The 22,760-nt window shown below is 66.5% G+C and carries 20 protein-coding genes, 1 tRNA gene and 3 pseudogenes; 15 read left to right on the top strand and 9 right to left on the bottom strand.

Going from position 1 to position 22,760, the window contains the following annotated elements; all coding sequences use genetic code 11:
- Nucleotides 1-2 precede the first annotated feature (2 nt).
- From ACPPVW_RS15770 to aceE, 3 genes are all read right to left on the bottom strand, one after another.
- On the bottom strand, nucleotides 3-923 hold the full coding sequence (locus ACPPVW_RS15770; RefSeq protein WP_426624017.1) for an ACP S-malonyltransferase: 921 nt from the start codon (nucleotides 921-923) through the stop codon (nucleotides 3-5).
- 93 nt (nucleotides 924-1,016) lie between these two features.
- Nucleotides 1,017-2,225 (bottom strand): PucR family transcriptional regulator, encoded by a 1,209-nt coding sequence (locus ACPPVW_RS15765; protein WP_426624016.1) that lies wholly within the window; start codon nucleotides 2,223-2,225, stop codon nucleotides 1,017-1,019.
- A gap of 8 nt (nucleotides 2,226-2,233) precedes the next feature.
- Entirely contained in the window at nucleotides 2,234-4,960 is a 2,727-nt protein-coding gene (aceE, locus tag ACPPVW_RS15760; RefSeq protein ID WP_426624015.1) for a pyruvate dehydrogenase (acetyl-transferring), homodimeric type, read from the bottom strand.
- Between the two features lie 225 nt (nucleotides 4,961-5,185).
- On the opposite strand from aceE, the gene ACPPVW_RS15755 reads away from it, so the two are divergent.
- The 7 genes from ACPPVW_RS15755 (at nucleotide 5,186) to ACPPVW_RS15725 (ending at nucleotide 9,487) form a co-directional block, all read left to right on the top strand.
- Nucleotides 5,186-5,656 carry a peroxiredoxin gene (locus ACPPVW_RS15755; RefSeq protein ID WP_426624014.1) on the top strand — a complete coding sequence of 157 codons (471 nt, stop codon included), beginning with the start codon at nucleotides 5,186-5,188 and terminating at the stop codon, nucleotides 5,654-5,656.
- Nucleotides 5,657-5,701: 45 nt separating this feature from the next.
- A tRNA-Val gene (locus ACPPVW_RS15750) sits at nucleotides 5,702-5,774 on the top strand.
- A gap of 61 nt (nucleotides 5,775-5,835) precedes the next feature.
- A complete protein-coding gene (locus tag ACPPVW_RS15745; protein WP_426624013.1) occupies nucleotides 5,836-6,588 on the top strand; it encodes a 3-oxo-5-alpha-steroid 4-dehydrogenase in 753 nt (250 codons plus the stop codon).
- 63 nt (nucleotides 6,589-6,651) lie between these two features.
- Nucleotides 6,652-7,719, top strand: a complete 1,068-nt coding sequence (locus tag ACPPVW_RS15740; protein WP_426624012.1) for a hypothetical protein — start codon at nucleotides 6,652-6,654, stop codon at nucleotides 7,717-7,719.
- A 109-nt stretch (nucleotides 7,720-7,828) separates the two neighbouring features.
- Nucleotides 7,829-8,437, top strand: a complete 609-nt coding sequence (locus ACPPVW_RS15735) for a universal stress protein (protein WP_426624011.1) — start codon at nucleotides 7,829-7,831, stop codon at nucleotides 8,435-8,437.
- A 75-nt stretch (nucleotides 8,438-8,512) separates the two neighbouring features.
- Nucleotides 8,513-8,935 (top strand): VOC family protein, encoded by a 423-nt coding sequence (locus tag ACPPVW_RS15730; RefSeq protein WP_426624010.1) that lies wholly within the window; start codon nucleotides 8,513-8,515, stop codon nucleotides 8,933-8,935.
- A 30-nt stretch (nucleotides 8,936-8,965) separates the two neighbouring features.
- The gene (locus ACPPVW_RS15725) at nucleotides 8,966-9,487 is read left to right on the top strand and encodes a universal stress protein (protein WP_426624009.1); all 522 of its coding nucleotides are present in this window, start codon (nucleotides 8,966-8,968) and stop codon (nucleotides 9,485-9,487) included.
- Between the two features lie 27 nt (nucleotides 9,488-9,514).
- Here the strand turns inward: ACPPVW_RS15725 and ACPPVW_RS15720 are convergent, their stop codons facing one another.
- Nucleotides 9,515-10,159, bottom strand: a complete 645-nt coding sequence (locus ACPPVW_RS15720) for a M23 family metallopeptidase (protein WP_426624008.1) — start codon at nucleotides 10,157-10,159, stop codon at nucleotides 9,515-9,517.
- Between the two features lie 180 nt (nucleotides 10,160-10,339).
- Between ACPPVW_RS15720 and ACPPVW_RS15715 the strand changes: the two genes are divergently transcribed.
- Nucleotides 10,340-11,182, top strand: coding sequence for a class II glutamine amidotransferase (locus ACPPVW_RS15715; RefSeq protein WP_426624007.1), 843 nt, complete (start codon nucleotides 10,340-10,342; stop codon nucleotides 11,180-11,182).
- A 71-nt stretch (nucleotides 11,183-11,253) separates the two neighbouring features.
- On the opposite strand, the gene ACPPVW_RS15710 is transcribed toward ACPPVW_RS15715, so the two are convergent.
- Both ACPPVW_RS15710 and ACPPVW_RS15705 read right to left on the bottom strand, forming a co-directional pair.
- Nucleotides 11,254-11,607 carry a DUF7507 domain-containing protein gene (locus tag ACPPVW_RS15710; RefSeq protein ID WP_426624006.1) on the bottom strand — a complete coding sequence of 118 codons (354 nt, stop codon included), beginning with the start codon at nucleotides 11,605-11,607 and terminating at the stop codon, nucleotides 11,254-11,256.
- Entirely contained in the window at nucleotides 11,604-14,102 is a 2,499-nt protein-coding gene (locus ACPPVW_RS15705) for a DUF7507 domain-containing protein (RefSeq protein WP_426624005.1), read from the bottom strand. The genes ACPPVW_RS15710 and ACPPVW_RS15705 overlap by 4 nt, the downstream gene beginning before the upstream one ends.
- A 667-nt stretch (nucleotides 14,103-14,769) precedes the next feature.
- On the opposite strand from ACPPVW_RS15705, the gene ACPPVW_RS15700 reads away from it, so the two are divergent.
- Genes ACPPVW_RS15700 through ACPPVW_RS15690 form a run of 3 tightly spaced genes read left to right on the top strand, consistent with a single transcriptional unit; the run spans nucleotide 14,770 to nucleotide 16,244 of the window.
- Nucleotides 14,770-15,114: an ArsR/SmtB family transcription factor gene (locus ACPPVW_RS15700; protein WP_426624004.1), complete on the top strand. Its 345-nt coding sequence runs from the start codon at nucleotides 14,770-14,772 to the stop codon at nucleotides 15,112-15,114.
- Between the two features lie 3 nt (nucleotides 15,115-15,117).
- Nucleotides 15,118-15,627 (top strand): SRPBCC family protein, encoded by a 510-nt coding sequence (locus tag ACPPVW_RS15695; protein WP_426624003.1) that lies wholly within the window; start codon nucleotides 15,118-15,120, stop codon nucleotides 15,625-15,627.
- On the top strand, nucleotides 15,624-16,244 hold the full coding sequence (locus ACPPVW_RS15690; RefSeq protein WP_426624002.1) for a dihydrofolate reductase family protein: 621 nt from the start codon (nucleotides 15,624-15,626) through the stop codon (nucleotides 16,242-16,244). Before ACPPVW_RS15695 ends, ACPPVW_RS15690 begins: the two co-directional genes overlap by 4 nt.
- A gap of 317 nt (nucleotides 16,245-16,561) precedes the next feature.
- Here the strand turns inward: ACPPVW_RS15690 and ACPPVW_RS15685 are convergent.
- A pseudogene (locus ACPPVW_RS15685) lies at nucleotides 16,562-16,728 on the bottom strand (IS3 family transposase); the annotation flags it as partial.
- 142 nt (nucleotides 16,729-16,870) lie between these two features.
- Here ACPPVW_RS15685 and ACPPVW_RS15680 point away from each other — a divergent pair.
- The gene (locus tag ACPPVW_RS15680) at nucleotides 16,871-17,641 is read left to right on the top strand and encodes a hypothetical protein (RefSeq protein WP_426624001.1); all 771 of its coding nucleotides are present in this window, start codon (nucleotides 16,871-16,873) and stop codon (nucleotides 17,639-17,641) included.
- 23 nt (nucleotides 17,642-17,664) lie between these two features.
- Nucleotides 17,665-18,750 (top strand): annotated as a pseudogene (locus ACPPVW_RS15675) (IS256 family transposase); the annotation flags it as partial.
- A 38-nt stretch (nucleotides 18,751-18,788) separates the two neighbouring features.
- Here ACPPVW_RS15675 and ACPPVW_RS15670 read toward each other — a convergent pair.
- A complete protein-coding gene (locus ACPPVW_RS15670) occupies nucleotides 18,789-20,066 on the bottom strand; it encodes an IS256 family transposase (protein ID WP_426624000.1) in 1,278 nt (425 codons plus the stop codon).
- Nucleotides 20,067-20,262: 196 nt separating this feature from the next.
- Between ACPPVW_RS15670 and ACPPVW_RS15665 the strand changes: the two genes are divergently transcribed.
- Nucleotides 20,263-21,501, top strand: coding sequence for an integrase core domain-containing protein (locus ACPPVW_RS15665; RefSeq protein ID WP_426622935.1), 1,239 nt, complete (start codon nucleotides 20,263-20,265; stop codon nucleotides 21,499-21,501).
- A 109-nt stretch (nucleotides 21,502-21,610) separates the two neighbouring features.
- Nucleotides 21,611-21,829: pseudogene (locus ACPPVW_RS15660) on the top strand (transposase); the annotation flags it as partial.
- A gap of 597 nt (nucleotides 21,830-22,426) precedes the next feature.
- On the opposite strand, the gene ACPPVW_RS15655 reads toward ACPPVW_RS15660, so the two are convergent.
- Nucleotides 22,427-22,726: a hypothetical protein gene (locus ACPPVW_RS15655; protein WP_426623999.1), complete on the bottom strand. Its 300-nt coding sequence runs from the start codon at nucleotides 22,724-22,726 to the stop codon at nucleotides 22,427-22,429.
- Nucleotides 22,727-22,760 lie beyond the last annotated feature (34 nt).

Here is a 22,760-nt window from a genome sequence, read left to right as displayed (position 1 = left end):
TCCTAGGCGGCCTGGTCGATGAGGTCGAATGCGGCGGGCAGGTCGTCGGGCGTCTTGACCGCGACGGCGGGCACACCCTTCAGCCCGCGCTTGGCGAGGCCCACCAGCGCGCCGGCCGGGGCGACCTCGATGATGCCGCTGACACCGGCGTCCTGGAAGGCCTGCATGTCGAGATCCCAGCGGACCGGTGACGAGACCTGGCCGACCAGGAGGCGGAGGAACTCGGCGCCATCAGTCACCTCCGAGCCGTCTTTGTTCGTCCAGAGCCGCAGCGACGGGTCGCGGGTGCTGAGAGTCGCCGCGAAGGCCTCGAGGGCGGGGACGGCGGACGCCATGTACCGCGTGTGGAAGGCTCCGGCGACCTGGAGCGGTATGACCCGTGAGCGCGCGGGAGGCTGCTCCGCCAGAGTGGCGAGCGCGTCGAGGTCGCCGGCGACGACGATCTGGCCGACGCCGTTGTAGTTGGCGGGGGAGAGGCCCAGCGACTCCAGGGTCGCGAGCAGCTCGGTCTCGTCGGCGCCGATCACGGCGCTCATCCCGGTGCGTGCCTGGGCGGCAGCGGCCGCCATCGCGGCCCCGCGCTCGCGCACGAAGGCGACGGCGTCGGTCTCGGACAGCACGCCGGCGCCGGCCGCAGCGGTCAGCTCGCCGACCGAGTGCCCCGCGATGCCGCCGATCTTCTCGCGGCGACCGTCGGCGAAGAGCGCGGAGAGGGTCAGCAGGCCGGCGGAGACGATGAGCGGCTGGGCCACCGCGGTGTCGCGGATCGTGTCGGCGTCGCTCACGGTGCCGTGCGCGACGAGGTCGATGCCCACGGCGTCGGAGATGCCGGCCAATTGCTCGCGGAACGACGGTTCGGTGAGCCAGGGGTCGAGGAAACCGGGGGTCTGGGAGCCCTGTCCCGGGCACACGATGACGATCACGGGTTCAAGTCTGCCAATCTTCCGCCGCGCGGATGTGTCGGATAGGTACGAACTATGGTCGGATGCTTTGTGAATGTCTACAGCGCGGCGAGCTCACTGCCGCCGTGGCGCGTCCGGCTCGTTGATCGAGCCGACGATGAGCGCGGCCTGGAGGATGAGCGCCTCCCTCGCGCCGGTCGCGTCCCAGCCGATGACCTCGGACACGCGCTTGAGCCGGTAGCGCACGGTGTTCGGGTGCACGAACAGCTCTCGCGCGGTGGCCTCCAACGACCTCCCGTTGTCGAGGTAGCACCACAGCGTCGTGAGCAGCTCGGTCGAGTAGCCCTGCAGCGGACGGTAGATGCGGCTGATGAGCGTGGCCCGCGCGAGGCCGTCGCCGGCGAGCGCCCGTTCGGGCAGCAGGTCGTCGGCGTGGACGGGGCGAGGGCAGTTGCGCCACGCCTTCGCCACTGCGAACCCGGCAAGGGCTGCCTTGGCGCTCTTGGATGCGTCGACCAGGCTCGCGACCTCGTGGCCGAGGACAAGGTGACCCGGGCCGAAACCCGGCTCCAGCTGTCGGGCGATCTCGAGGAAGCCGATCATCGGCCCCGTGCCGATGGCGTCCTCCGGGGGGCTGTCGCTCGGGATGGCGCGACCGATCACGAGTACGAGCCGGCTGCCCTGCACACCGATCAGCACGTCGGCCGACATGTGGCGTGCGGTGCGGCGCAGCTGGTCGACGTCGAGCATCTTGGGGGCGGTGCCCACGAGGACGCTCACCTCGCCGTGGCCATGCCAGCCGAGTGCGGCGATCCGGCTCGGCAGCTCGTCGTCGTACTCGCCGGTCAGGATGCTGTCGACGACGAGCGCCTCCAACCGGGCGTCCCACAGGCCGCGCGCTTCGGCGGCGCGCGCGTACACGTCGGCGGCGGCGAAGGCGATCTCGCGCGAGTAGAGGAGGATGGCCTCTTTGAGCGCCTCGTTGCCGCCGCTCTTCACGCGCTCCTCGACCACCTCCACGGTGATCTTGATGAGTTGGAGGGTCTGCTGGAGGCTGACGCTCCGGAGCAGCTCGCGAGGAGCCGCTCCGAAGACGTCTGCCGCGATCCAGGGCGTCGAACGCGGGTCGTCGAACCACGAGATGAATGACGAGATACCCGCCTGGGCAACCAGGCCGACGGCGCTGCGGCGGCTGGGAGGCATGTCCCTGTACCAGGGGAGCGTGTCCTCCAGCCGCTTCAGCGTCGTCGTCGCCAGCTCGCCCGAGATCTTGCGCAGCCAGGCAAGGGTCTCGGCTTTCGTCCTCTCGGGTGCGGTCGCCACGGGCGTCGTTACGCCTCGCCGCCCGCAGTGCCCGTTGTGCCGGCGTTCACGTCGTGCAGCAGGTACTTCTCGATCGCCCATGCCGGGGCGTTCGGGTCTACCTTGCCCTGGGCCGCGAGCAGCTCCAGGGTGCGCACCACGAGCGACGGACCGTCGATCTTGAAGTAGCGGCGGGCTGCGGCGCGGGTGTCGGAGAATCCGAAACCATCGGCTCCGAGCGTCGCGTACTCTCCGGGCACGAACTGCCGGATCTGGTCGGGGACCGCGTGCATGTAGTCCGTGACGGCGACGAAGGGACCCTCGGCTCCTTGCAGCTTGCGGGTGACGTATGGCACCTGCTTCTCCTGCTGCGGGTAGAGGAAGTTGTGCTCCTCCGCCTTGAGGCCGTCGCGACGCAGCTCTCCCCACGACGTGACGCTCCAGACGTCGGCCGAGACACCCCAGTCCTGCGCGAGCAGGTGCTGGGCCTCCAGCGCCCACGGCACCGAGACGCCCGACGCGAGCAGTTGCGCCTTGGTGCCCTCCGCGACGCCGGACCGCAGGTGGTAGATGCCGCGGACGATGCCGTCCACATCCACGTTCTCCGGCTCCGCCGGCTGCACGATCGGTTCGTTGTAGACCGTCAGGTAGTACATGACATTCGGCTCGGGGTGCGACTCGCCGTACATCCGCTCGAGACCGGAGCGCACGATGTGCCCGATCTCGTAACCGTAGGCCGGGTCGTACGAGACGACGGCGGGGTTGGTGTTCGACAGCACGAGCGAGTGGCCGTCGGCGTGCTGCAGGCCCTCGCCTGTCAACGTGGTGCGGCCGGCGGTCGCGCCGATCATGAAGCCGCGCGCCATCTGATCGCCGGCCGCCCACATGGCGTCGCCGGTGCGCTGGAAGCCGAACATCGAATAGAAGACGTAGACCGGGATGAGCGGTTCGCCCTGCGTCGAGTACGACGTTCCCACGTTGGTGAACGCCGCGAGTGCGCCCGCCTCGTTGATGCCGACGTGGATGATCTGGCCCTGCGGGCTCTCTTTGTAGGCCAGGAGCAGCTCGCGGTCGACCGATGTGTAGTGCTGGCCGTTCGGGTTGTAGATCTTCGCGTTCGGGAAGAAGGCGTCCATGCCGAAGGTGCGCGCCTCGTCCGGGATGATCGGGACGATGCGGTGGCCGAAGTCCTTCGAGCGCAGCAGGTCTTTCAGGAGACGCACGAACGCCATCGTGGTGGCGATCTCCTGCGTGCCGGAGCCCTTCTTGGCGATGGCGTAGGCCGAGTCGTCCGGGAGGTTCAGCTGCGTGTACTTCACACGGCGCTCTGGCACGTAGCCGCCGAGGGCGGCGCGGCGCTCGTGCAGGTACTCGATGGCCTCGTCCTGCGGCCCCGGGTTGTAGTACGGGGGCAGGTACGGGTTCTCCTCGAGCTGCGCGTCGGTGATCGGGATGCGCATCGCGTCGCGGAACGTCTTGAGGTTGTCCAGCGTCATCTTCTTCATCTGGTGAGTCGCGTTGCGGCCCTCGAACGACGGACCGAGGCCGTAGCCCTTGATGGTCTTCGCGATGATGACGGTGGGCTGGCCCTTGTGCTCGACGGCCGCCTTGAAGGACGCGTAGACCTTGCGGTAGTCGTGGCCGCCGCGCTTGAGGTTCCAGACCTCGTCGTCGGAGTAGTCCTTGACCAGCTCGAGCGTGCGCGGGTCGCGACCGAAGAAGTTCTCGCGCACGTAGGCGCCGTTCTCGGTCTTGTAGGTCTGGTAGTCGCCGTCGGGCGTCTGATTCATCAGGTTGACCAGGGCGCCCTCGGTGTCCCGGGCGAGCAGGTCGTCCCACTCGCGACCCCAGATGACCTTGATGACGTTCCAGCCGGCGCCGCGGAAGTAGCTCTCGAGCTCCTGGATGATCTTGCCGTTGCCGCGCACCGGGCCGTCGAGGCGCTGGAGGTTCGCGTTGATGACGAAGGTGAGGTTGTCGAGCTTCTCGTTGGCCGCGACCTGGAGCTGACCGCGCGACTCGACCTCGTCCATCTCGCCGTCGCCGAGGAACGCCCAGACGTGCTGGTCGGAGGCGTCCTTGATGCCGCGGTTGGTCAGGTAGTTGTTGAGCTGCGCCTGGTAGATGGCGTTGATCGGCCCGAGGCCCATCGACACCGTCGGGAACTGCCAGAAGTCGGGCATGAGCCGCGGATGCGGATACGACGAGAGTCCGCCGCCGGCGTGCGACTTCTCCTGGCGGAAGCCGTCGAGCTGGTCGGCGCTGAGCCGGCCCTCGAGGAACGCCCGGGCGTAGGTGCCGGGAGAGGCGTGGCCCTGGATGAAGATCTGGTCGCCTCCGCCGGGGTGGTCCTGGCCGCGGAAGAAGTGGTTGAAACCGACCTCGTAGAGGGCGGCGCTCGACGCATAGGTCGAGATGTGGCCGCCGACCGCGATGCCGGGGCGCTGCGCGCGGTGCACGAGGATGGCCGCGTTCCAGCGGATCCACGCCCGGTAGCGGCGCTCGATCTCCTCGTCGCCGGGGAACTCCGGCTCGTTCTCGGGGGAGATGGTGTTGATGTAGTCGGTGGTCGGCACCATCGGCACGCCGAGGTGCAGCTCCTTCGAGCGCTTCAGCAGGCTCAGCATGATCTCGCGAGCGCGCTCATGGCCGTGTGCCGCAACCAGTGCATCGAGGGATTCACGCCATTCGGCGGTCTCCTCGGGGTCCGTGTCGATGTTATTCATCGAGTACGGGTCCTGGTCGTTTACAGTCACCCTCGACCTCTTTCTTGTGTCGGACGGATCGTGGAAGGCGCACATCCGCTGGTCGGGTCACGACGTATTGCGGGCACCATCGTTCAGCCTAGCCGCAAGTCGAGGCGCCCGGTGACCGAGCAGGAGTCCCGGCCCCGGTTGGACAGCACCGCGACCGGGTCTATGCTGTGTGCTCGTGCGCTGATGGGAGAAACCGTCCCCGTCACGCTGAAAGGACACCGTCTCATGGCTCTGGAGAACGACACCCAGGCACCTGACTTCGAGCTGCTCGACCAGCAGGGCCGATCGGTGAGGCTGAGCGACTTCCGCGGAACGAAGGCCGTCGCCCTCGTCTTCTTCCCGCTCGCCTTCTCCGGCACCTGCACCGGGGAGCTGTGCGCCCTGCGCGACAACCTGGCCATGTTCCAGGACCACCGGGTGGAACTGCTCGCCATCTCCGTCGACTCCAAGTACACGCTCCGGGCGTGGGCCGACCAGGAGGGCTACGATTTCAGCCTCCTCGCCGACTTCTGGCCGCACGGCGAGATCGCCAAGGAGTACGGAGTCTTCCTTCCCGAGAAGGGCTTCGCAAACCGCGCGACCTTCATTGTCGACGAGTCGGGCATCATCCGCGCTTCGTTCATCACCGCCCCGGGCGAGGCCCGCTCGATCGAGGCCTACCGCGCCGCGCTCGAACTGCTCCCTGCGCACGCCTGACCTGACCCGCAACCGAACGGCGCACCCGCTAGGGTTGAGTCGCACGGGCCTTTAGCTCAGCTGGTAGAGCGCCACGTTTACACCGTGGATGTCGTCGGTTCGATCCCGGCAGGGCCCACCTCTCAGGTGCCCGGGTTCGCCCATGGGTCTGTCGAGCGGGTCGGGCTAGACTCCCGCACATGCCCGAGGGTGCGTACCGGTGGTTCGTGTTCGCGGAGCTCGCTCTGGCCGCGGTCACCTTCGTCGCGTTGCTGTTCGTCGTCGCTCCGTACGGCGGAAGGCACGGCCGCTCCGGCTGGGGGCCGACGGTGTCGGCTCGAGTCGGCTGGATCGTCATGGAGGCGCCGGCCAGCGTCGCGTTCCTGCTGTTCTACCTGCTCGGCACCCACCGGGCCGAGGTCGTCCCGCTGCTCTTCCTCCTGCTCTGGCAGGCGCACTACGTCCAGCGCGCCTTCGTCTACCCGCTCCTCATGCGCTCGGGCTCGCGGATGCCGGTGCTGGTGATGCTCCTCGCCATCCTGTTCAACCTGCTGAACGCCTGGGTCAACGCGCGGTGGATCTCCGAGTACGGCGACTACCCGCCGAGCTGGCTCGCCGATCCCCGCTTCTGGCTCGGCGCTGTGATCTTCGCGGCCGGCTACGCGCTCAACTTCGGCTCCGATCGCATCCTCCGGGGATTGCGGCGCAGCCACTCCGGGTACAGCATTCCGCACGGCGGAGGCTTCCGCTTCGTCTCCAGCCCGAACTACCTCGGCGAGATCGTCGAGTGGTTCGGCTGGGCGATCGCGACCTGGTCGGTCGCGGGGCTGGCCTTCGCGCTGTACACCACCGCGAACCTGGCGCCGCGGGCGCTGGCCAACCACCGCTGGTATCGCGAGACGTTCCCCGACTATCCGGCGGATCGCCGCGCGCTCGTCCCATTCGTGCTGTGAAGATCGCGACGCGAGCCGTGTCGGCGGCCGATCGTACGGTGGGAGCGTGAAGAGCGGTGTGAGGTGACCGAGAACGTCGCCCAGTGGTGGGCGCGCCGCCGATGGTCCAAGGCGCTGGCGGTGCCCTACGCCGTCGGCACGTACCGGGCCGACTGGCAGCGTTATCCCGTGCTCGTGCGTCAGTTCCACCCCGAACTGAACGCCGGGGTGGTCCTGAGCCAGATCCCGCCCGCCGCCGACGTCTACGTACAGTGGGAGTGCGACGCGGGCCACCGCTTCATCGCCACGCCGCAGGAGCAGCGCTCGCGACCCGGCGGCACCCGCCGGCGCTCGGCGTGGTGCCCGTGGTGCGCGGAGCTCGCGGCGCCGTGCCGGATCCGCACGTCGGAGCCCGACGCCGGCGTCCATCTCTGCGGCCACGCCCGCGACCCTCGGCGCATCGAGAGCGATCCCGACGACGATCGCTGCTATCTGTGCCGTCGACTCGACCGCACGGCGATGAGCCGGGAAGAGCTGGTCGCTCTGGCGACGCTGGCGTCGCGCGTGGCGCTCTCGCACGAGAACGGCACGGCCGCCCGCTACTCATGGCAGTGTGCCGAGGGTCATCCGGCGTACACGGCCACGGTCGAGCGCATCCTGGCTGGGCGTCGGTGCCCCGTGTGCCGGAACGCCCGTGGCGGAGCAGCCCGCGTCCCTGTCGGCGAGGCGTTCCGAAGCGAGCGGGCGCCGCGACCGGCGTCGGCCGCCGAGCCCGAACTCCGGCGACGCATCGCCGAACGACTCGCCGTCGATCTCGAGTGCAACGCCGTGCGGGTGGCGCGGCCTTTCTACAATCACCTGGAGGTCTGGCCCGACATCGTGATCCCCGAGCTGCGCGTCGCAGTGGAGTACGACACCATCGGTCGGCACGGGCTCGAGCATGTCGGCCCGAGGGAAGATTCCGACCGCCGCAAAGACCGCTTGCTGCGCGCCGTGGGGTGGGAGGTCGTGCGCGTCCGCTGCCGTCCCTTGTTGCCACTCGGGCCGTACGACGTCGAGGCGTCGAGCGTGACCGACGCGGTCGCCGAACGCGTCCTTTCGGCACTGGGGGAGATAAGGGGTGATTTGATCGTGGACGCCTATCGCCGATGACCGTTACGTCGGCAGCCCGGCCCCACAACGCGGGGCGACCGCGGTCTAGTCTGTCCGCATCGAACTCGGGCGTCGAAGCCGATGCCTGCCCGACCTCCAGGAGGATGCTGTGTCCCATCCCCGTCCCGGCGAGCCGGCCGACGTCCCCGATTCGCCGAGCGACGCGGAGCACAGCTCGCACCCGCCGCTCCCCGACGCGGGGCCGGTGATCGTCGGGGTCCACATCGGCCAGCCGATCGATGTCCTCCTGCACAGCGCCCGGCTCGCCGTCGAACTCGGCCGTGAGCTCGTCTGCGCGTACGTCGCCGCCGACGTGGTGTCGACGGGCTGGGACCGACCGGAGCACTTCGAGGTGACGGCAGACTTCGAGGACGGCTCGTCCGAGGACGACCTCGCACCCGACTTGATCGCAGCGATCCGCAGCGCGCTGGACGCCATCGAGACGCATCCGCAGTGGAGGATCCGCGTTCTCACCGGAGACGTCGCCGACGAGCTGGCCGAGCTCGCGCACGAGACCGAGGCGCGCCTCATCGTCGTCGGTGGCCGGAGGCGGGGCTTCGATCGCGTCCTCGATCACTTCACGAGCGGTTCGGTCTCTGCCCGGCTCGCGCACGATCAGCTGCGTCCGCTGCTGGTCATCCCCGACCCCGGCCACCACCGCGGCCCCGACCGCGGTCTCCTCGAGCTCCCGGTCGCGGAGTCGGAGAAGGCGGGCTGACCCTCCCGCTCGTGCGGCCCGCTGAGTAGCCTGTGGGTGAGCGGCGCGCTCCGCGTCCGCACGAAGGAGAACACGATGGCATCGATCCTCAACCCGTACATCAATTTCCGCACGCAGGCCCGGGAGGCGATGGACTTCTACCAGTCGGTCTTCGGCGGCACCCTTCAGCAGAGCACCTTCGCGGAGTCCGGCATGAGCCAGGACCCGTCGGACGCCGACCTGATCATGCACTCTCAGCTGACGACGGACTCGGGCTTCACACTGATGGCCGCGGACGTGCCCGCGCACATGGAGCTGAAGGAGGGCACGCAGATCTCGGTCTCGCTGAGCGGCGACGACGAGACGCAGCTCTCTGGCTACTACGAGAAGCTGGCCGACGGCGGATCCGTTCTCCAGCCGCTCTCCAAAGCGCCGTGGGGCGACAGCTTCGGCATGCTGGTCGACCGGTTCGGCGTGCAGTGGCTGGTCAACATCGCCGGCTCCGGGCCATCGGCCTGAGACGACGAACCCGCACAGGTTGCGACGATCATGAGCGATGAGGCGAGCCGCGGTGCCGTGATCGTCGGCGTGCATCCGGACCAGTCCGTCGCGGTGGTGCGGGAGGCCGCGCAGCTGGCCGACGCGTTCGGCCGTCCACTGCTCTGCGCGTACGTCACCGAGGACAGCTACCTCACCGAATGGGATCGCGCCGACGTGCGCGAGGACGCCTCGCTGCATCCGGTCGACGTGGCCTCGGAGGACGAGAACCTCGCGCTGGAGCTGGCCGCCGCGATCGGAGCGGCGCTCGCGTCGGCGGGCGACGACGGGGCGCACCCTCCGTGGACCCTGCGCATCCTCGCTGGCGACCCCGCGAAGGCCCTCGGACGGATCGCAGCGGAGCTCGACGCCCGCCTCGTCGTCGTCGGCACCCGAGGGAGGGGCGTCGAGCGAGCGCTCGAGGAGTGGCTCGGCGGCTCGATCGCCGCGCACCTCACCCATGATCAGGCGCGCCCGGTGGTCGTGGTCCCGACGCACGAGGTCACCGAAGAGAAGCTCGCACCGCCGCGGTGACGCGGCGGTGGGCCGGGTGCGGCAGCTTCAGGCCGAGAGGGCTCCGAGCCAGGTCAGCGGGTCGATCGGCGCACCGCCGTTGGGGCGGACCTCGAAGTGGAGGTGGGCTCCTGTCGAGACCCCGGTGTTGCCGACAGCGGCGATCGCGTCGCCGACGACGACGGTCTGACCGGGCGTGACGCGCACGGAGCCCGCCAGGAGGTGGCAGTAGACGGTCGTGACGTTCTGGCCGCGCACGACATGGTCGATCGAGATGTTCACTCCGCAGCCGCCGTGGTCCTCTGCCACGACCTTGCTGACGACGCCGGTGGCTGCCGCGCGCACGATCACGCCCTGCCGCGCGGCGAAGTCGACACCGGGGTGCTCGGTCGACGCGCCATCGGTCGGCGCCTCACGGTGTCCGAAGCCGTCCGAGATGGGGACGTCCTGCACCGGCCAGACGACGGTCGGGGGAACGCGCACGCCCGACGCGTCGCGGGCGATGCCGAACACGGAGATGTCTCCGTCGGCGCCCACCGCGAGGTCCTGTGTCGCTACGAACGACGACGACTGCCCTGCGGCGGGGAGGGCTGCTGCCGGCGTCACCGAGACGGTGAGGGTCGAGGTGGCGGCGAGCCCGAGCACGAGCCCGGCAGCGGTGAGAGTCTGGGAGAGGGGGGAGAACCGGAGCACGGGTGAGCCTCGTTTCAGTGGGAGGGGGAGATACGGAACGGGTATTCCGTACTACAAGTGTGACATATCACCTTGAGTAAACGCTGAGCGACGACGGCGGCAGTAGGCCATTCCCAGGGGAGCGGTCCGCGAGTTATGGTGCTCGCGGATCGAGTCGCTCGGTCCGGAGAGGTGAAGCTCATGTGTCGATGGCTCGCATATTCGGGGGAGGCGCTCAAGCCTGCCGTCCTGATCCTGGACGCTCAGCACTCGCTCGTCGCTCAGTCTCTGAACTCACCCTTGGGTGCGGAGACGGTGAACGGCGACGGCTTCGGGTTCGGCTGGTACCCGGAGGGCTCCACAGCCGCGAGTACGCCCGCGCTGTTCCACTCCACGGAACCCGCCTGGAACGACGAGAATCTACGGGAGCTGACCAACTCGATCGCCAGCCCGCTCTTCTTCGGGCATGTACGTGCAGCGGGTGGACCGCCCATCCAGCAGACCAACTGCCACCCGTTCCGCTATGAGAACTGGATGTTCATGCACAACGGGTTCCTCGACGGTTTCACGGCCATGAAGCGCGACCTGACGTTCTCCGTGGACGATTCGCTCTATCCGCTCATCTACGGCACGACGGACTCCGAGGTCCTGTTCTATCTCGCACTCACCCTGGGACTGCAAGACGACCCGATCGGTGCCATGACCAAGGCCGTCAAACGGGTCGAGGAGGTGGGGGAGTCGAAGGGCATCCGCTTCCCCATGCAAGGAACGATGGCCCTGTCGGACGGCGCGACGATCTGGGCGTTCCGCTACTCCACCTCCCGCCGGAGCCGGAGTCTGTATCACTCGGTCGCCATCCCGGAACTGCGGGAGATGTACCCGGACGCCGCTCGGCTCGACGCCTTCGGCGACAAGGCCAAGGTCGTGGTGTCGGAGCCGCTCACCGACATCCCCGGCGCCTTCATCGAGGTGTCCGAGTCCACCGTCGCGATCCTGAACGACGACGGCTACCATCACGAGCCGTTCCTGAGCGACGGTGACTGAGTCGGCGCCGGGCGCAGCGAAGCGGCGGCGGAGATGACGCCTGGTCATCCCCGCCGCCGCTCAGTCTCGACTCAGGTTCTGCGTCGACGGCGGTATGCGCCTCCCGCGAGCGTTCCGCCGATTCCGAGGAGGAGCGCTCCGAGCCAGAGCACGTCGCCGATCTCGAGGCCGGTGTGCGCCAGACCCGCGAGGGCGGCCAGCGTGACCCGGGCCGTCGACGGAGGCGAGGTCAGTGGTCCTCCGACGCTTTCGCCTCCGGCTGTGGCGGTATTGCTCACCCCGCCGGCGCTTCGGTCGGCGGCCGTCGTCGTGTAGGTCGCCGTGCACACGATGGCCTCACCCGGCGCGAGCGCGCTCGCGCCGGCCGGGCAGTCGATGGCCGGGAAGGAACCGGTGCCCGAGAACGCGCCCTCCGCGATCGTCACATTGCGCACGGTACGTTCCCCGTGTTCGTCACGGCGAACCGGTAGTCGATCGACGACCCGGAGACCGTCGCCGTCTTGACCAGCTCGAGCGCCGGGGCGCTGTCGTGGGGGAGGACCACCGTCGACGGCTCGCTCTGGATCGGATCGCCTCCCGCCGGTGGGACGCCGCTCGCGGTGGCGGTGTTGCTGATCTCGCCGGCGTCGGCGTCGGCCTGCGTCACGGTGTAGTTCGCCGTGCAGGTGAGCTGCTCACCCGGTGCGAGCGTCGTCGGACCGCCCGAGCAGTCCGCGGTGGGCGCCGGACCCGATCCGGTGAACGCCGAGTCGGTGACCTGCACATCGTCCATGGTCACGTTGCCCGTGTTGGTCACCACGAACGTGTACGTGATCTTGGCTCCCGTGACGAACGAGGCACGATCGGAGGGCGTGGCCGACTTCACGATGGTCAGTTCAGGCTGCGGAGGAGCGCCGACCGAGTTCTCGGCCGGTCCGAACTCGAGCGGGATGTCCGGAGACGTCAGTGTCGCGCCGACCGCGGTGGCCGTGTTGTCGACCTTCCCGCTGTCCACGTCGGCCTGCGTCGCCGTGTACGTCGCCGTGCACGTCACGGAGGCGTTCGGGGCGAGCTGGATCGGTCCGGCAGGGCAGTCGACCACAGGCGCGACACCGGTACCGGTGAACGTTCCTTCGTTGACGTCGACGTTCGTCATGGTCAGGTTCCCGGTGTTCGTCGCGACGAAGCTGTACGTGATGACTTCATCGGATCGCGTGATGGTCGAGGGACTGGACGACTTGACGATGGTCAGCTCGGGCGACGCGATCACGCTGAACGTCGTCGTCGAGGGCTCCGAGTCGACGGGGGTCCCGCCACCGGGCGGTGTGCCATGAGCCGTCGCGGTGTTCGTGACGTACTTGGTGTCGATATCCTCCTGAGTCGCGATGTACGTCGCGGTACAGGTCACCGTCGCGGCAGGCGCCAGGGACGCTGCGGCTAGCGGGCACGAGACAGCCGGAGCCGGACCCGTGCCGGTGAAAGCGCCCTCCACGGCCGTCACATCGGTCAGGGTGACGTTCCCGGTGTTCGTGATCAGGTAGGAGTACGTCACCGGTTGCCCAGCGGCGGTGATCGACGTCGGCGTCACCGACTTCTCGACGGTCATCGCAGGCGACGGTTGTGCGGTGATGTCGATGCTCGACTCGGGCGTGGTGATGCGGTCTCCCGTCGGCGTCTGGCCCGACACGGTCGCGGCGTTGTGGATCGTCCCCGCGTCCATCTCCGCCTGAGTGACGGTGTAGTCCGCTGTGCAGGAGATGCTCTCGCCCGGTGCCAGCGAGGTGATTCCGGGCGGGCAGACGGGGCGCAGCACGGTGTGCCCGGTGAAGCGCGTCTCGATGATGTCGGAGCTCAGCAGCAGCGTCACGTTTCCGGTGTTCGTCACGAGGAACGTGTACGTCACCGTCTGTCCTGCTGCTGTCACGTTCGACACCGACGCGGTCTTCTGGAGGGTCACCGCCGGGGAAGCAATGACCGGGACGACGTTCGCGGACTCGTTCGAGGTGACGGCCGCCCCGGAGGGCGTAGTGCCGTCGGCCGTCGTACTGTTGTCGATCTTCCCGGCATCGGCATCGGCATCCGCCTGCGTCACCGTATAGGTCCCCGTGCACGTGACGGTCGCCCCCGGAGCGAGAGCGGTCGCCCCGGCGGGACAGGTCACGGCCGGTGCGGGACCGGTGCCGGAGAACGCGCCCTCGGCGATGCTGATGCCGCTCACCGTCGAGGTGCCCGTGTTCGTCACTGCGAACGAGTATGTGATCGTGTCACCGGCGGCCGGGCAGGTGACCGCACCAATCGACGGGTCGCTGACCGCGACACTGTTCATCGTGATCTCGCCGGTGTTCGTCACGAGGAATGTGTAGGGGATGGTGTCGCCGGTGTCACGCAAGCCGTTCCGGTTCACATCCGTCACGGGTCCGGCGATCTTCTGAAGGCTCAAGCGCCCTTGCAGCGCCGTGTTGGTGATCGTGCAGTTGACGAGGTCACCGATTCCAAGCGTCACCTGGGCCGACGTGCCTGCGGCGCCCGATGGGAGTGCGGGATCGCCCGCTCCGTTCCCGGTGCATGCCCACGACTGCTTGTACGTGTTGAGAGAGCCCGAGCTCGCGCTCTCCGACAGCGTGAACGGATCGGCTGTCGTGGCACCGATCGTCGCGACTTCACCGGTGGTTGCGGACGCGGTCGTCCCGGTGTCCGCCGAACTCAGCTCGGTCCCATCGGCCGAGGTCACTGAGAGCGCGAAAGAGTCGGACGCGTTCATCCGGCTCGCGACCGTCTTGTTGAGCTGGACCTTCGACAGCAGGATGCCGAATGCGACGCCCTGTCGCTGAGTCGTGATGATGTCGATACCGATCGTCGACGGATTGTCGGCCGCCAGCATCGCCGTTCCGCTGCGCAAGAAGTTGTCGTTGCTGCTGCAGGTCACCGTTGTCGTGCCCACGCCCGTGAAAGCGCCCGGGCATGCAGTGCCGATCGGGGCGATCTGCCGTAATGCCTTGTCCGAGGTGAACCGGAGGTCTCGCCGCTGTCGGTCGATTCGGCATCGGCGCCGACCATGCGAACGCCGTGGTCGGGTTGCCGTTGGGGTCCGTGACCTTGATATCGGTCAACGTCAGCGACGTGTTGCTGTTCCCGGCAACTTGGTAAAGGGCGGGAAGGCCGGGCACTCCCAGGTAACTGCCGCCGCTCGCGCCCGAGGTATGAGTACGCGTAGGTCGGGAACGACGTCCCCGCCACTGGACGTCCGATGGACTGGTGGACGGAATAGGTCAGCTTGTATCCACTGCCGGGGATGGTGACCGACATCCGTCTACTCCGAGGCGCACCCGTACTCGCCGTGACTCTTCTATCGCTGACTGGTCGCACCGCTGCCTCCGCGCTCTGGGTGGAAGAACCGTAGCGGCGACGGTGCCGCGAGGAGCCACGAAGCTGGTGTGGCGCTCCACGGGACCTAGCTTCTATAAAAAAGCTGTTCAGGTGTCGTTTCCTTGCCATGTTCGCCTGGACTCTTCGCATCGGATGCCGACGCGTTCTATCCTCGTGTCGACCAGGTTCATCCGGGGGAGCGCGAGCCTTGACGCGTACCCATATGGGTATATGATCGGTTCATGGCACGAGCTGCGACGACCTCAGATGTCTTCAATGCGATCGCCGAGCCACGCCGGCGGGAGATCCTGGCCTTGCTGCGCGCGGGGGAGCGTCCGGTGTCGCAGCTCGCACTGGAGCTCGGTCTGCCGCAGCCGGGAGCCTCCAAGCACCTTCGGGTTCTGCGGGAGGTCGGGCTGGTGCGCGATCGCCGAGAGGGAAAGCAGCGCGTATACGGACTCGATGCAGGTGGACTGCGTGCGGTTCACGAGTGGACCGGCGGTTTCGAGCAGTTCTGGAACGAGAGCTTCGACCGGCTCGACGCCTACGTTCAGCAGCTGAAGCACGAACGAGAAGAGGAGAAGTAGTCGATGAGCAACACAGACCGGGCCGCGACTGCGCAGACCGCCACGAGCGATCGGGAGATCGTCATCACCCGGCGAATCGACGCCCCGCGGGAGATGGTGTTCGAAGCCTTCACCGAGGTGCGGCACTTGTCGCACTGGTGGGGACCGGAAGGATTCACTGCGACGACGCAGGAGTTCGAGTTCCGCCCCGGCGGCGAGTGGGTCTTCATGATGCGAGGACCCGACGGGACCGACTACACGGAGTGGATCTCCTGGACGAGTATCGTCGCGCCGGCGCGGCTCACCCTTCGCCACGGCGCGTTCCGGGGCGACCCTGACACGTTCGAGTCGGTCTTGGCGTTCGAACCGGATGACGAAGCCACTCGGCTCGACATGCGCACGGTGTTCCCAACGCGCGAATCGCGCGATGAGGCGGTCGAGAGATATCACGCTGTCGAGGCCGGGGGACAGACGCTCGAGAAGCTGGCCGCCTATGTCGCGAAGCGTGTCCGCCAGGAAGCGGGGCAGCGATGACCGGCGTCGTGTATTTCAGCGTCTCGATGTCGCTCGATGGCTACATCGCGCCCGACTCGCCGGAAGAGCTGATGGGTCGGCAGTGGATGGAGTTGCAGCACTGGATCTTCCCGACGCAGTTCTTCCGCGAGAACCTGAAGCTCGGTGCCGGCGGCGAGGGCGGTCCCGACGACGACGTCGCGCGGGCGACCTTCGAGCGCACCGGTGCGAGCATCATGGGCAAACGGATGTTCGACGCCGGCGAGGAGATGTGGCCGGAGGAGGCCCCGTTCCACACGCCCGTCTACGTCGTCACGCACGAGCGACGCGATGCCTGGGAGCGTCCAGGAGGCACCGTGTTCCACTTCATGAACGACGGCATCGATTCGGCGCTCGACCAGGCACGAGCCGCCGCGGGGGAGCGCGACGTGCGCATCGCCGGCGGAGCCGAGACGATCCTGCAGTATCTGAACGCGGGACTGATCGACGAGTTCACGATCGCCCTCGCGCCCGTGCTGTTCGGCGCCGGGATCCAGCTGTTCGAGGGCGTCGACGCCTCCCGGATCGCCCTGGAGCAGCGCGACGTGGTGCCGACCAGGAGGGCGACGCATCTCACGTACACGGTTCGGGAACGGTAGTCCGCGGTCAAGGCTCGCAGGTGATGCTGCTCCAACGGGCCATCGAGCAGGTCCTCCATTGCTGATACACCGCGCCGCCGTATGGTTCGGCGAAGGTGTATCGTGTATCCGCCCACGTTCGTGTCGTAGGGACGCTGAGGCTGTAGACGTTGGCGCTAGCACCGTCCGTTCGGGTATCGGTGCATCTGAATCGGATTGATGCGAATCGCCCCCCATAGTCCGTCGTACAACGTGTTCATGCGCTCGAGTCACGCAGCGCGTTGATCCGATACGCGCGCACGACGTCCGCTTCTCGGACCCGGGTCCTACTCGCACGATCGGTAATAGGGCTGCCGGGCGAGCTTGAGAACCCGGCACGACACCGTCACGGGACCCGTGTCGGCGAGCCCAGCTACGAGCGGGTATGTCATTTTGGGCAGCCATTAGGTTTCACGTTCACTTGCGACGGGTGCGCCGCAGCCTTCCTGAGGATCTCGTTCTCCTGCAATCGAGAAGGCGGCCGCGGCGCCCGCAGCGTAAATCTCAGCCTTTCGGATGAGGTCGACGGCAACGCGTGCGTTTATAAAAGTATTATGAGAAAAATGCAGAATGGTTGATTTTCAATCAAAGGCGGCCTCGCCTCGGCGATGGTGGTAGTTGCTGGGCTCATGATAGTTCCAGCTGGATCGGCACCGACGCCGCCGGCGGCAACGAGCGTAAAGCTGACTCAGTCATGCACGAACGGGAATTTCAAGGGGGAAGCTGAACTGACGACCACGCTCACGCCGTCAGGCGAAGGAGGCGAATGGACGACGACAGTCGATCGCTACCGCATCACGCGGTTGAACAATCAGGCAGGCGGAAACAAGGCCAACGTCGATCTTGTCTTCTGGGTAGAGGGGGGCGACATGCTGACAATTCTTAACGCCAAAAAGTTTGTCTCGTCCGCTGACGCGATGATTCAGGACGGGGCGTGGCACAACCTCGGTACCAGCGGCACGATTGGGAACGTTCCGCTTCAACTCAAAGCGATCTTCACCCCCGGCTACGAGGCACTGTCTGGCTTTGCCGCGGTCAAGTTCACTTTCGACAAGTCAGGCGCTGACCCGAGCTGCACAGCCACAGAGCGCACGGATTGGGGGCGCAACATATCCGGCCTCAAGTCAATTCCGGAGCAGGTGCGGTATGAAACGCCGCTCCGCTACTGCTCAGCTGGATCAGATGGCGGTACCTGCACGATCACATCCACAGAGACCGCGGAGAGCTCCGTCACCGTGGGAGCGGGCATCAGCCATGGGTGGATCACCGCCAGTATCAGCTACTCCTGGACGCAATCGAAGTCCGTCTCGGTGTCGGTCACTTCACCGTCGCGGGACTGTGGATTTAGCGGTGTTTCCGGCCTGACGCGCTGCGTGTGATGTGTGGCGGGGAAGGTGCTGTGATGACGACGACACTGGATGTTGTGAGTCTGAAGAAACACCATGATGATGACCGTTCCGTGGAGGCCGCTGCGGCGGCCGAGTTGGTGCGGCTGGCCAAAGAGCAGGGTCTGGCTCTGACGGGCCCGGACGGGTTGCTGAAGCTGTTCACGAAGAACGTGCTCGAGACCGCGCTGAACGAGGAGCTGACCGAGCACCTCGGCCGTGAGAAGAACCGGGCTGACCTCGACCGTGAGAGCGGAAACGTGCGCAACGGGACTCGGCCGAAGACCGTGCTGACCGAAGCGACCGGGCAGGTCACGATCGATGTGCCGCGGGATCGCGATGGGTCGTTCGAGCCGAAGATCGTGAAGAAGCGCCAACGTCGGTTGAACGGGGTCGAGGAAATCGTCCTGTCGTTGTATGCGAACGGGCTCACCACTGGTGAGATCTCGGCGCACTTCGCTCAGATCTATGGTGCCTCGGTCTCGAAGGAGACGATCTCCCGGATCACGGACAAGGTGATCGACGAGATGAACGAATGGTCCGCCAGGCCGCTCGAGGAGGTCTATGCGGCGATCTTCATCGATGCGATCGTGGTGAAGATCCGCGACGGGCAGGTCGCGAACCGGCCGATCTATGCCGCGATCGGAGTCACCCTCGCTGGCGAGAAGGACGTCCTCGGACTCTGGGCTGGGACCGGCGGTGAGGGTGCGAAGTTCTGGATGAGTGTCCTCACCGACATCAAGAATCGTGGGGTGCGTGACACGTTCTTCCTCGTCTGCGATGGTCTGAAGGGTTTGCCCGAGGTTGTCGGCAACGTCTGGCCACTCACGACGGTGCAGACGTGCATCATCCACCTGATCCGGAACACGTTCCGGTTGGCGTCGAAGAAGGACTGGGATGCGCTCAAACGCGATGTGAAGCCGATCTATACCGCTCCGAGCCCGAACGCCGCTCGGGCCGCGTTGGAAGAGCTCGACCAGAAGTGGGGCAAGAAATACGCGGCGATTATCCGGCTCTGGGAGTCCGCGTGGGAGGAGTTCATCCCCTTCCTGGACTACGACATCGAGATTCGCCGGGTGATCTGCTCGACGAACGCGATTGAGCTTGTCAAGTTGTGTGTGTAAGTGGGCGGTGCCTCGGGTTAGAGGTAGTGGTTGATGCGCTCGGGATAGACGAGTGAGAGTTGCTCGAGGGCTTTCATCCAGTTTGTGACGGTCTGTCCTTCGACCAGGCGTGCCTCGGCTTTGCGTTTCGCGCCGCGGGCGAGACCGCGCTGGCTCGCCCGGTCGCGTGCCCGTTTGTCCTCGATGTTGCAGATCGCGTGCCAGAGCAGCTTGACCGCTGCTTGGTCGTTCGGGAAGTGCCCGCGGTTCTTGATGATCTTCCGTAGCTGGAAGTTTAACGACTCGATCGCGTTGGTCGTGTAGATCACCCGCCGCAGCTCCGGAGGGAACGCGAGGAACGGTGTGAACCGCTCCCACGCGGCCTCGAACACCTGCGCTGACCTGGGGTTCGCCTGCCCCAGCGGCGACGCGCTGAACGCGTCCAGCGCCGCCTGCGCAGCGTCGGCGGTCGGCGCCTGGTAGATCGGCTTGAGCGCCGCGGCGACGGCCTTCCGCTGCCCGTAGGCGACGAACCGCATCGCGTTGCGGATCAGGTGCACCACGCAGGTCTGGACCATCGATTCTGGCCAGGTCGCCTCGATCGCTTCGGGGAACCCGGTGAGTCCGTCGACGCAGACGATGAGCACGTCGCGGACGCCGCGGTTGGCAAGCTCGGCGCAGACGGACGCCCAGAACTTCGCGCCCTCCGTCTGCTGGACCCAGATGCCCAGAACGTGCTTGATACCGTCCACACCGACGCCGACGGCGATATGCGCGGCCTTGTTCCTGACGTGCCCGCCATCGCGGACTTTGATCACGAGTGCGTCCAGGTAGATCACTGGGTAGAACGCCTCCAGCGGCCGCGACTGCCACGCCAGGACCTCGTCGGCGATCTCCTCGGTGATGTTCGAGATCGTCTCGTGGCTGAGGTCAACACCGAGCGTGGAGACGAGATGATGCTCGATATCGCGGACGGTCATCCCGCCGGCGTAGAGCGAGACGATCATCTCATCCAACTGCGAGAGCCGCCGGCTTCCGGTCGGGACCACCCGAGGCGTGAACGTCCCGTTCCGGTCCCGCGGGATACGCAACTCGACCTCTCCAGCGGTGGTTCCGACCGTCTTAGAGAACACCCCGTTCCGCGAGTTCGCGTGCAACGCAGCCTCAGGATCACCCTCCTCATACCCGACATGCTCCGTCAGCTCAGCCTGCAATCCGCGCTCCAAACCCGTCTTGATCAGCTGCTGAATGAACCCGCCATCCCCATCAAGCTGGACCTCGCCCGCGTCGATCTTCGCGAACAGATCATCCAACATCCCAGACGCGATCAGACGCTGCGCGCCCTCCGCCTGAACCTTACGCCGCTCTTCACGCGACGCCCTATCGATAGCCAACAGTGTGCTTCCTTTCGCAAGTGTCATGTCTCAGGACATCTCTGACAGTTGTGAATCAATAGATCTCTGACGCTTCGGCGTCGTTTGGTCCTGACACTTCTCCCTTGATCTTTGAGGGATGAGCCGTGTTGACCCTGTTGATCCTCGTGTCCGTCTCGCGATCGTTCAGTGGCCGCCGGATGCGCCGCGGGGAGCGATCACGACGTTCTGCGCGGAGCACGGGATCTCTCGTGAGACGTTCTATGCGATCCGAAGACGGGCGGCGAAGGATGGGCCGGCGGCGGCGTTGGAGCCGCGGTCGAGGAGACCGCGGAGCAGCCCGTCCAAGGTCGCCGACGAAGTCGTGCAGCAGGTCATCGGGGTGCGCGCCGCATTGGAGGCTTCGGGCTTGGACCACGGGCCGATCAGTGTCCACGAGAAGATGCGCTCGCTCGGCATGGACCCGGTGCCCTCGACGGCGTCGCTGTCACGGATCTTCCGGGACCAGGGTGTCGCCCGACTGGAGCCGAAGAAGAAGCCGAGGGCGTCGTATCGGCGGTTCGTCTATCCCGCGCCGAACGCGTGCTGGCAGCTCGACGCCACCGAATACGTCCTCACCGGCGGACGCAAGTGCGTGATCTTCCAGCTCATCGACGACCACTCGAGGCTCGCGGTCGCCTCCCATGTCTCCTGGGGTGAGACCTCCGACGGCGCGATCGCGGTGGTCAGCAAAGGCATCGCCGCTCATGGCGTCCCGCAACGGCTGCTGTCGGATAACGGGGCGGCGTTGAACCCATCCCGGCGCGGGGTGCTGGGTCAGTTGGTCGTCTATCTGCGTTCGCTCGGCGTCGAGCCGATCACCGGGAAACCCTACAAGCCGACCACGCAAGGCAAGAACGAGCGCTTCCACCAAACCCTGTTCCGCTGGCTCGACAAGCAACCGCTGGCAGAGACGCTCGCGCAGCTCCAAGCCCAGGTCGACGATTTCGATCAGATCTATAACACCGAGCGGCCCCACCAAGGGTTGCCGGGTCGGGTCACCCCGGCGTTCGCTTGGGCGGCGACACCCGTGGTCGAACCACCCCGGCCGGTCCCGCAACCCGCCGCACCTCTCGGTGACGACGGACTGCGCATGACGCGGATCCACGACAACGGCACCGTCTATGCCCGCGGCACCAAATTCCAAGTCAGCCGCACCCTCGCAGGCAGCATCGCTTACCGAGTCGAGGAGGACGACCGGCTGCTGATCTTCGACGCCCACGGCACCCTTCTGGCGGAGTATCCCTGGCCCGCGCCGGGCATCAAATACGTCGGCAGCGGCAACCCCCGAGGACCCCGCGGCCCACGCAAGAATCCGGGAACGTCAGAGATGTCCTGATACATCATTCGTCAGAGATGTCCTGATGCAGAAACGTCAGAGATGTCTTGATACATCACACTTCCTTTCGCAAGGAGACCCACCCCTTACACACACCATTTGACACGCTCACGCGATTGAGTCCCTCAACGCCCGATACCGGCGTGCGGTGCGCGCCAGAGGACACTTCCCGACAGAGCAGGCGGCGCTCAAGTGCCTGTATCTTGTCACCAGATCACTCGACCCGACCGGTGCGGGACGAGTCCGATGGACGATGCGATGGAAACCTGCTCTCAACGCGTTCGCCATCACCTTCGCAGACCGCTGGCCGGCCGCGGAGACCTACTAAATGAAAACCGCCGGAAACACCGTTACTGAGATAGTCCCGTGCCGTCCGACCCTGCAGAAACGACGGGACAGCACCGGGCAACAGGACCGATTCAGAGACTCGCATAATGTGCGAAAGCTTCGCATTAACTGCGAATCATGCGCAACCTCGACATTAAACAACCTGATCAAAGGCCAATTACAACCATACGAGCGCGTCAGCACCATCACTTGCCCGTCATTATCGGCCTCAACGATCAGCCCACACTCCGGCGCCACTACAGGGGAGTCGTTGCCACCAGCGTATTCGCATCAGATGCGAAGATGTCGTCTTAAAGCTGACATAATGTGCATTATCAGCGATACCGGATGGGTGGTCAGCGGCACCGAGTACACGCTCAGTCCCCAGACATCTGAAACGCGAATCGGTCGCCTGGTGAGAACCGGTACTCGTCGTCGCACCGGTATCCGCGCAGCCAGGGCCGGTGGTCGACGACACGCAGATAGAAGCCTGTGGGAAACTCCACGTCGGCGCTGAGCGGAGCCGTGGCGACCTTGAGTGCGCCGGCGGGTGACCTTCCGGCTGACATAACGGAGTCGGGTGCGTTCCGCTGCGACGTCAGCGCGAGCGCAGGTACGGTCCGGTGTCCGGCGGACAGAGCGAGAGCCCGTGCGCACAAGCGGCTGCGAAGACCTCCGGCCGCGTCGCACCCGTCGGCAGCTCGAGGTCGCCGACGTCGCACTCGACGATGGTGATCTCCTGAGGATCCCTCGTGTCGAAGGCGGCGTGCTCGAGAAGCGTCTCCGCGTGAGCATTCAGGAGGACGCCGCCCAAGCGCAGCGCCGCCCTCAGCTCTGAACGGGTGAGTCCGCCGACCGGCAGACGCAGAGTCGCCTCGTGTTCGGCGGTTTCGTGCATGAGTTGAGGATATCCTCCACGCCTCGAGCGGCAC

The sequence above is a fragment of the Leifsonia sp. McL0607 genome (genome assembly GCF_049993355.1).
In the GTDB taxonomy this organism is placed as follows: Bacteria; Actinomycetota; Actinomycetes; order Actinomycetales; family Microbacteriaceae; genus Leifsonia.
The sequence above is the reverse complement of the archived record's forward strand: the minus strand, read 5'-3'. Positions and strand labels throughout refer to the sequence as shown.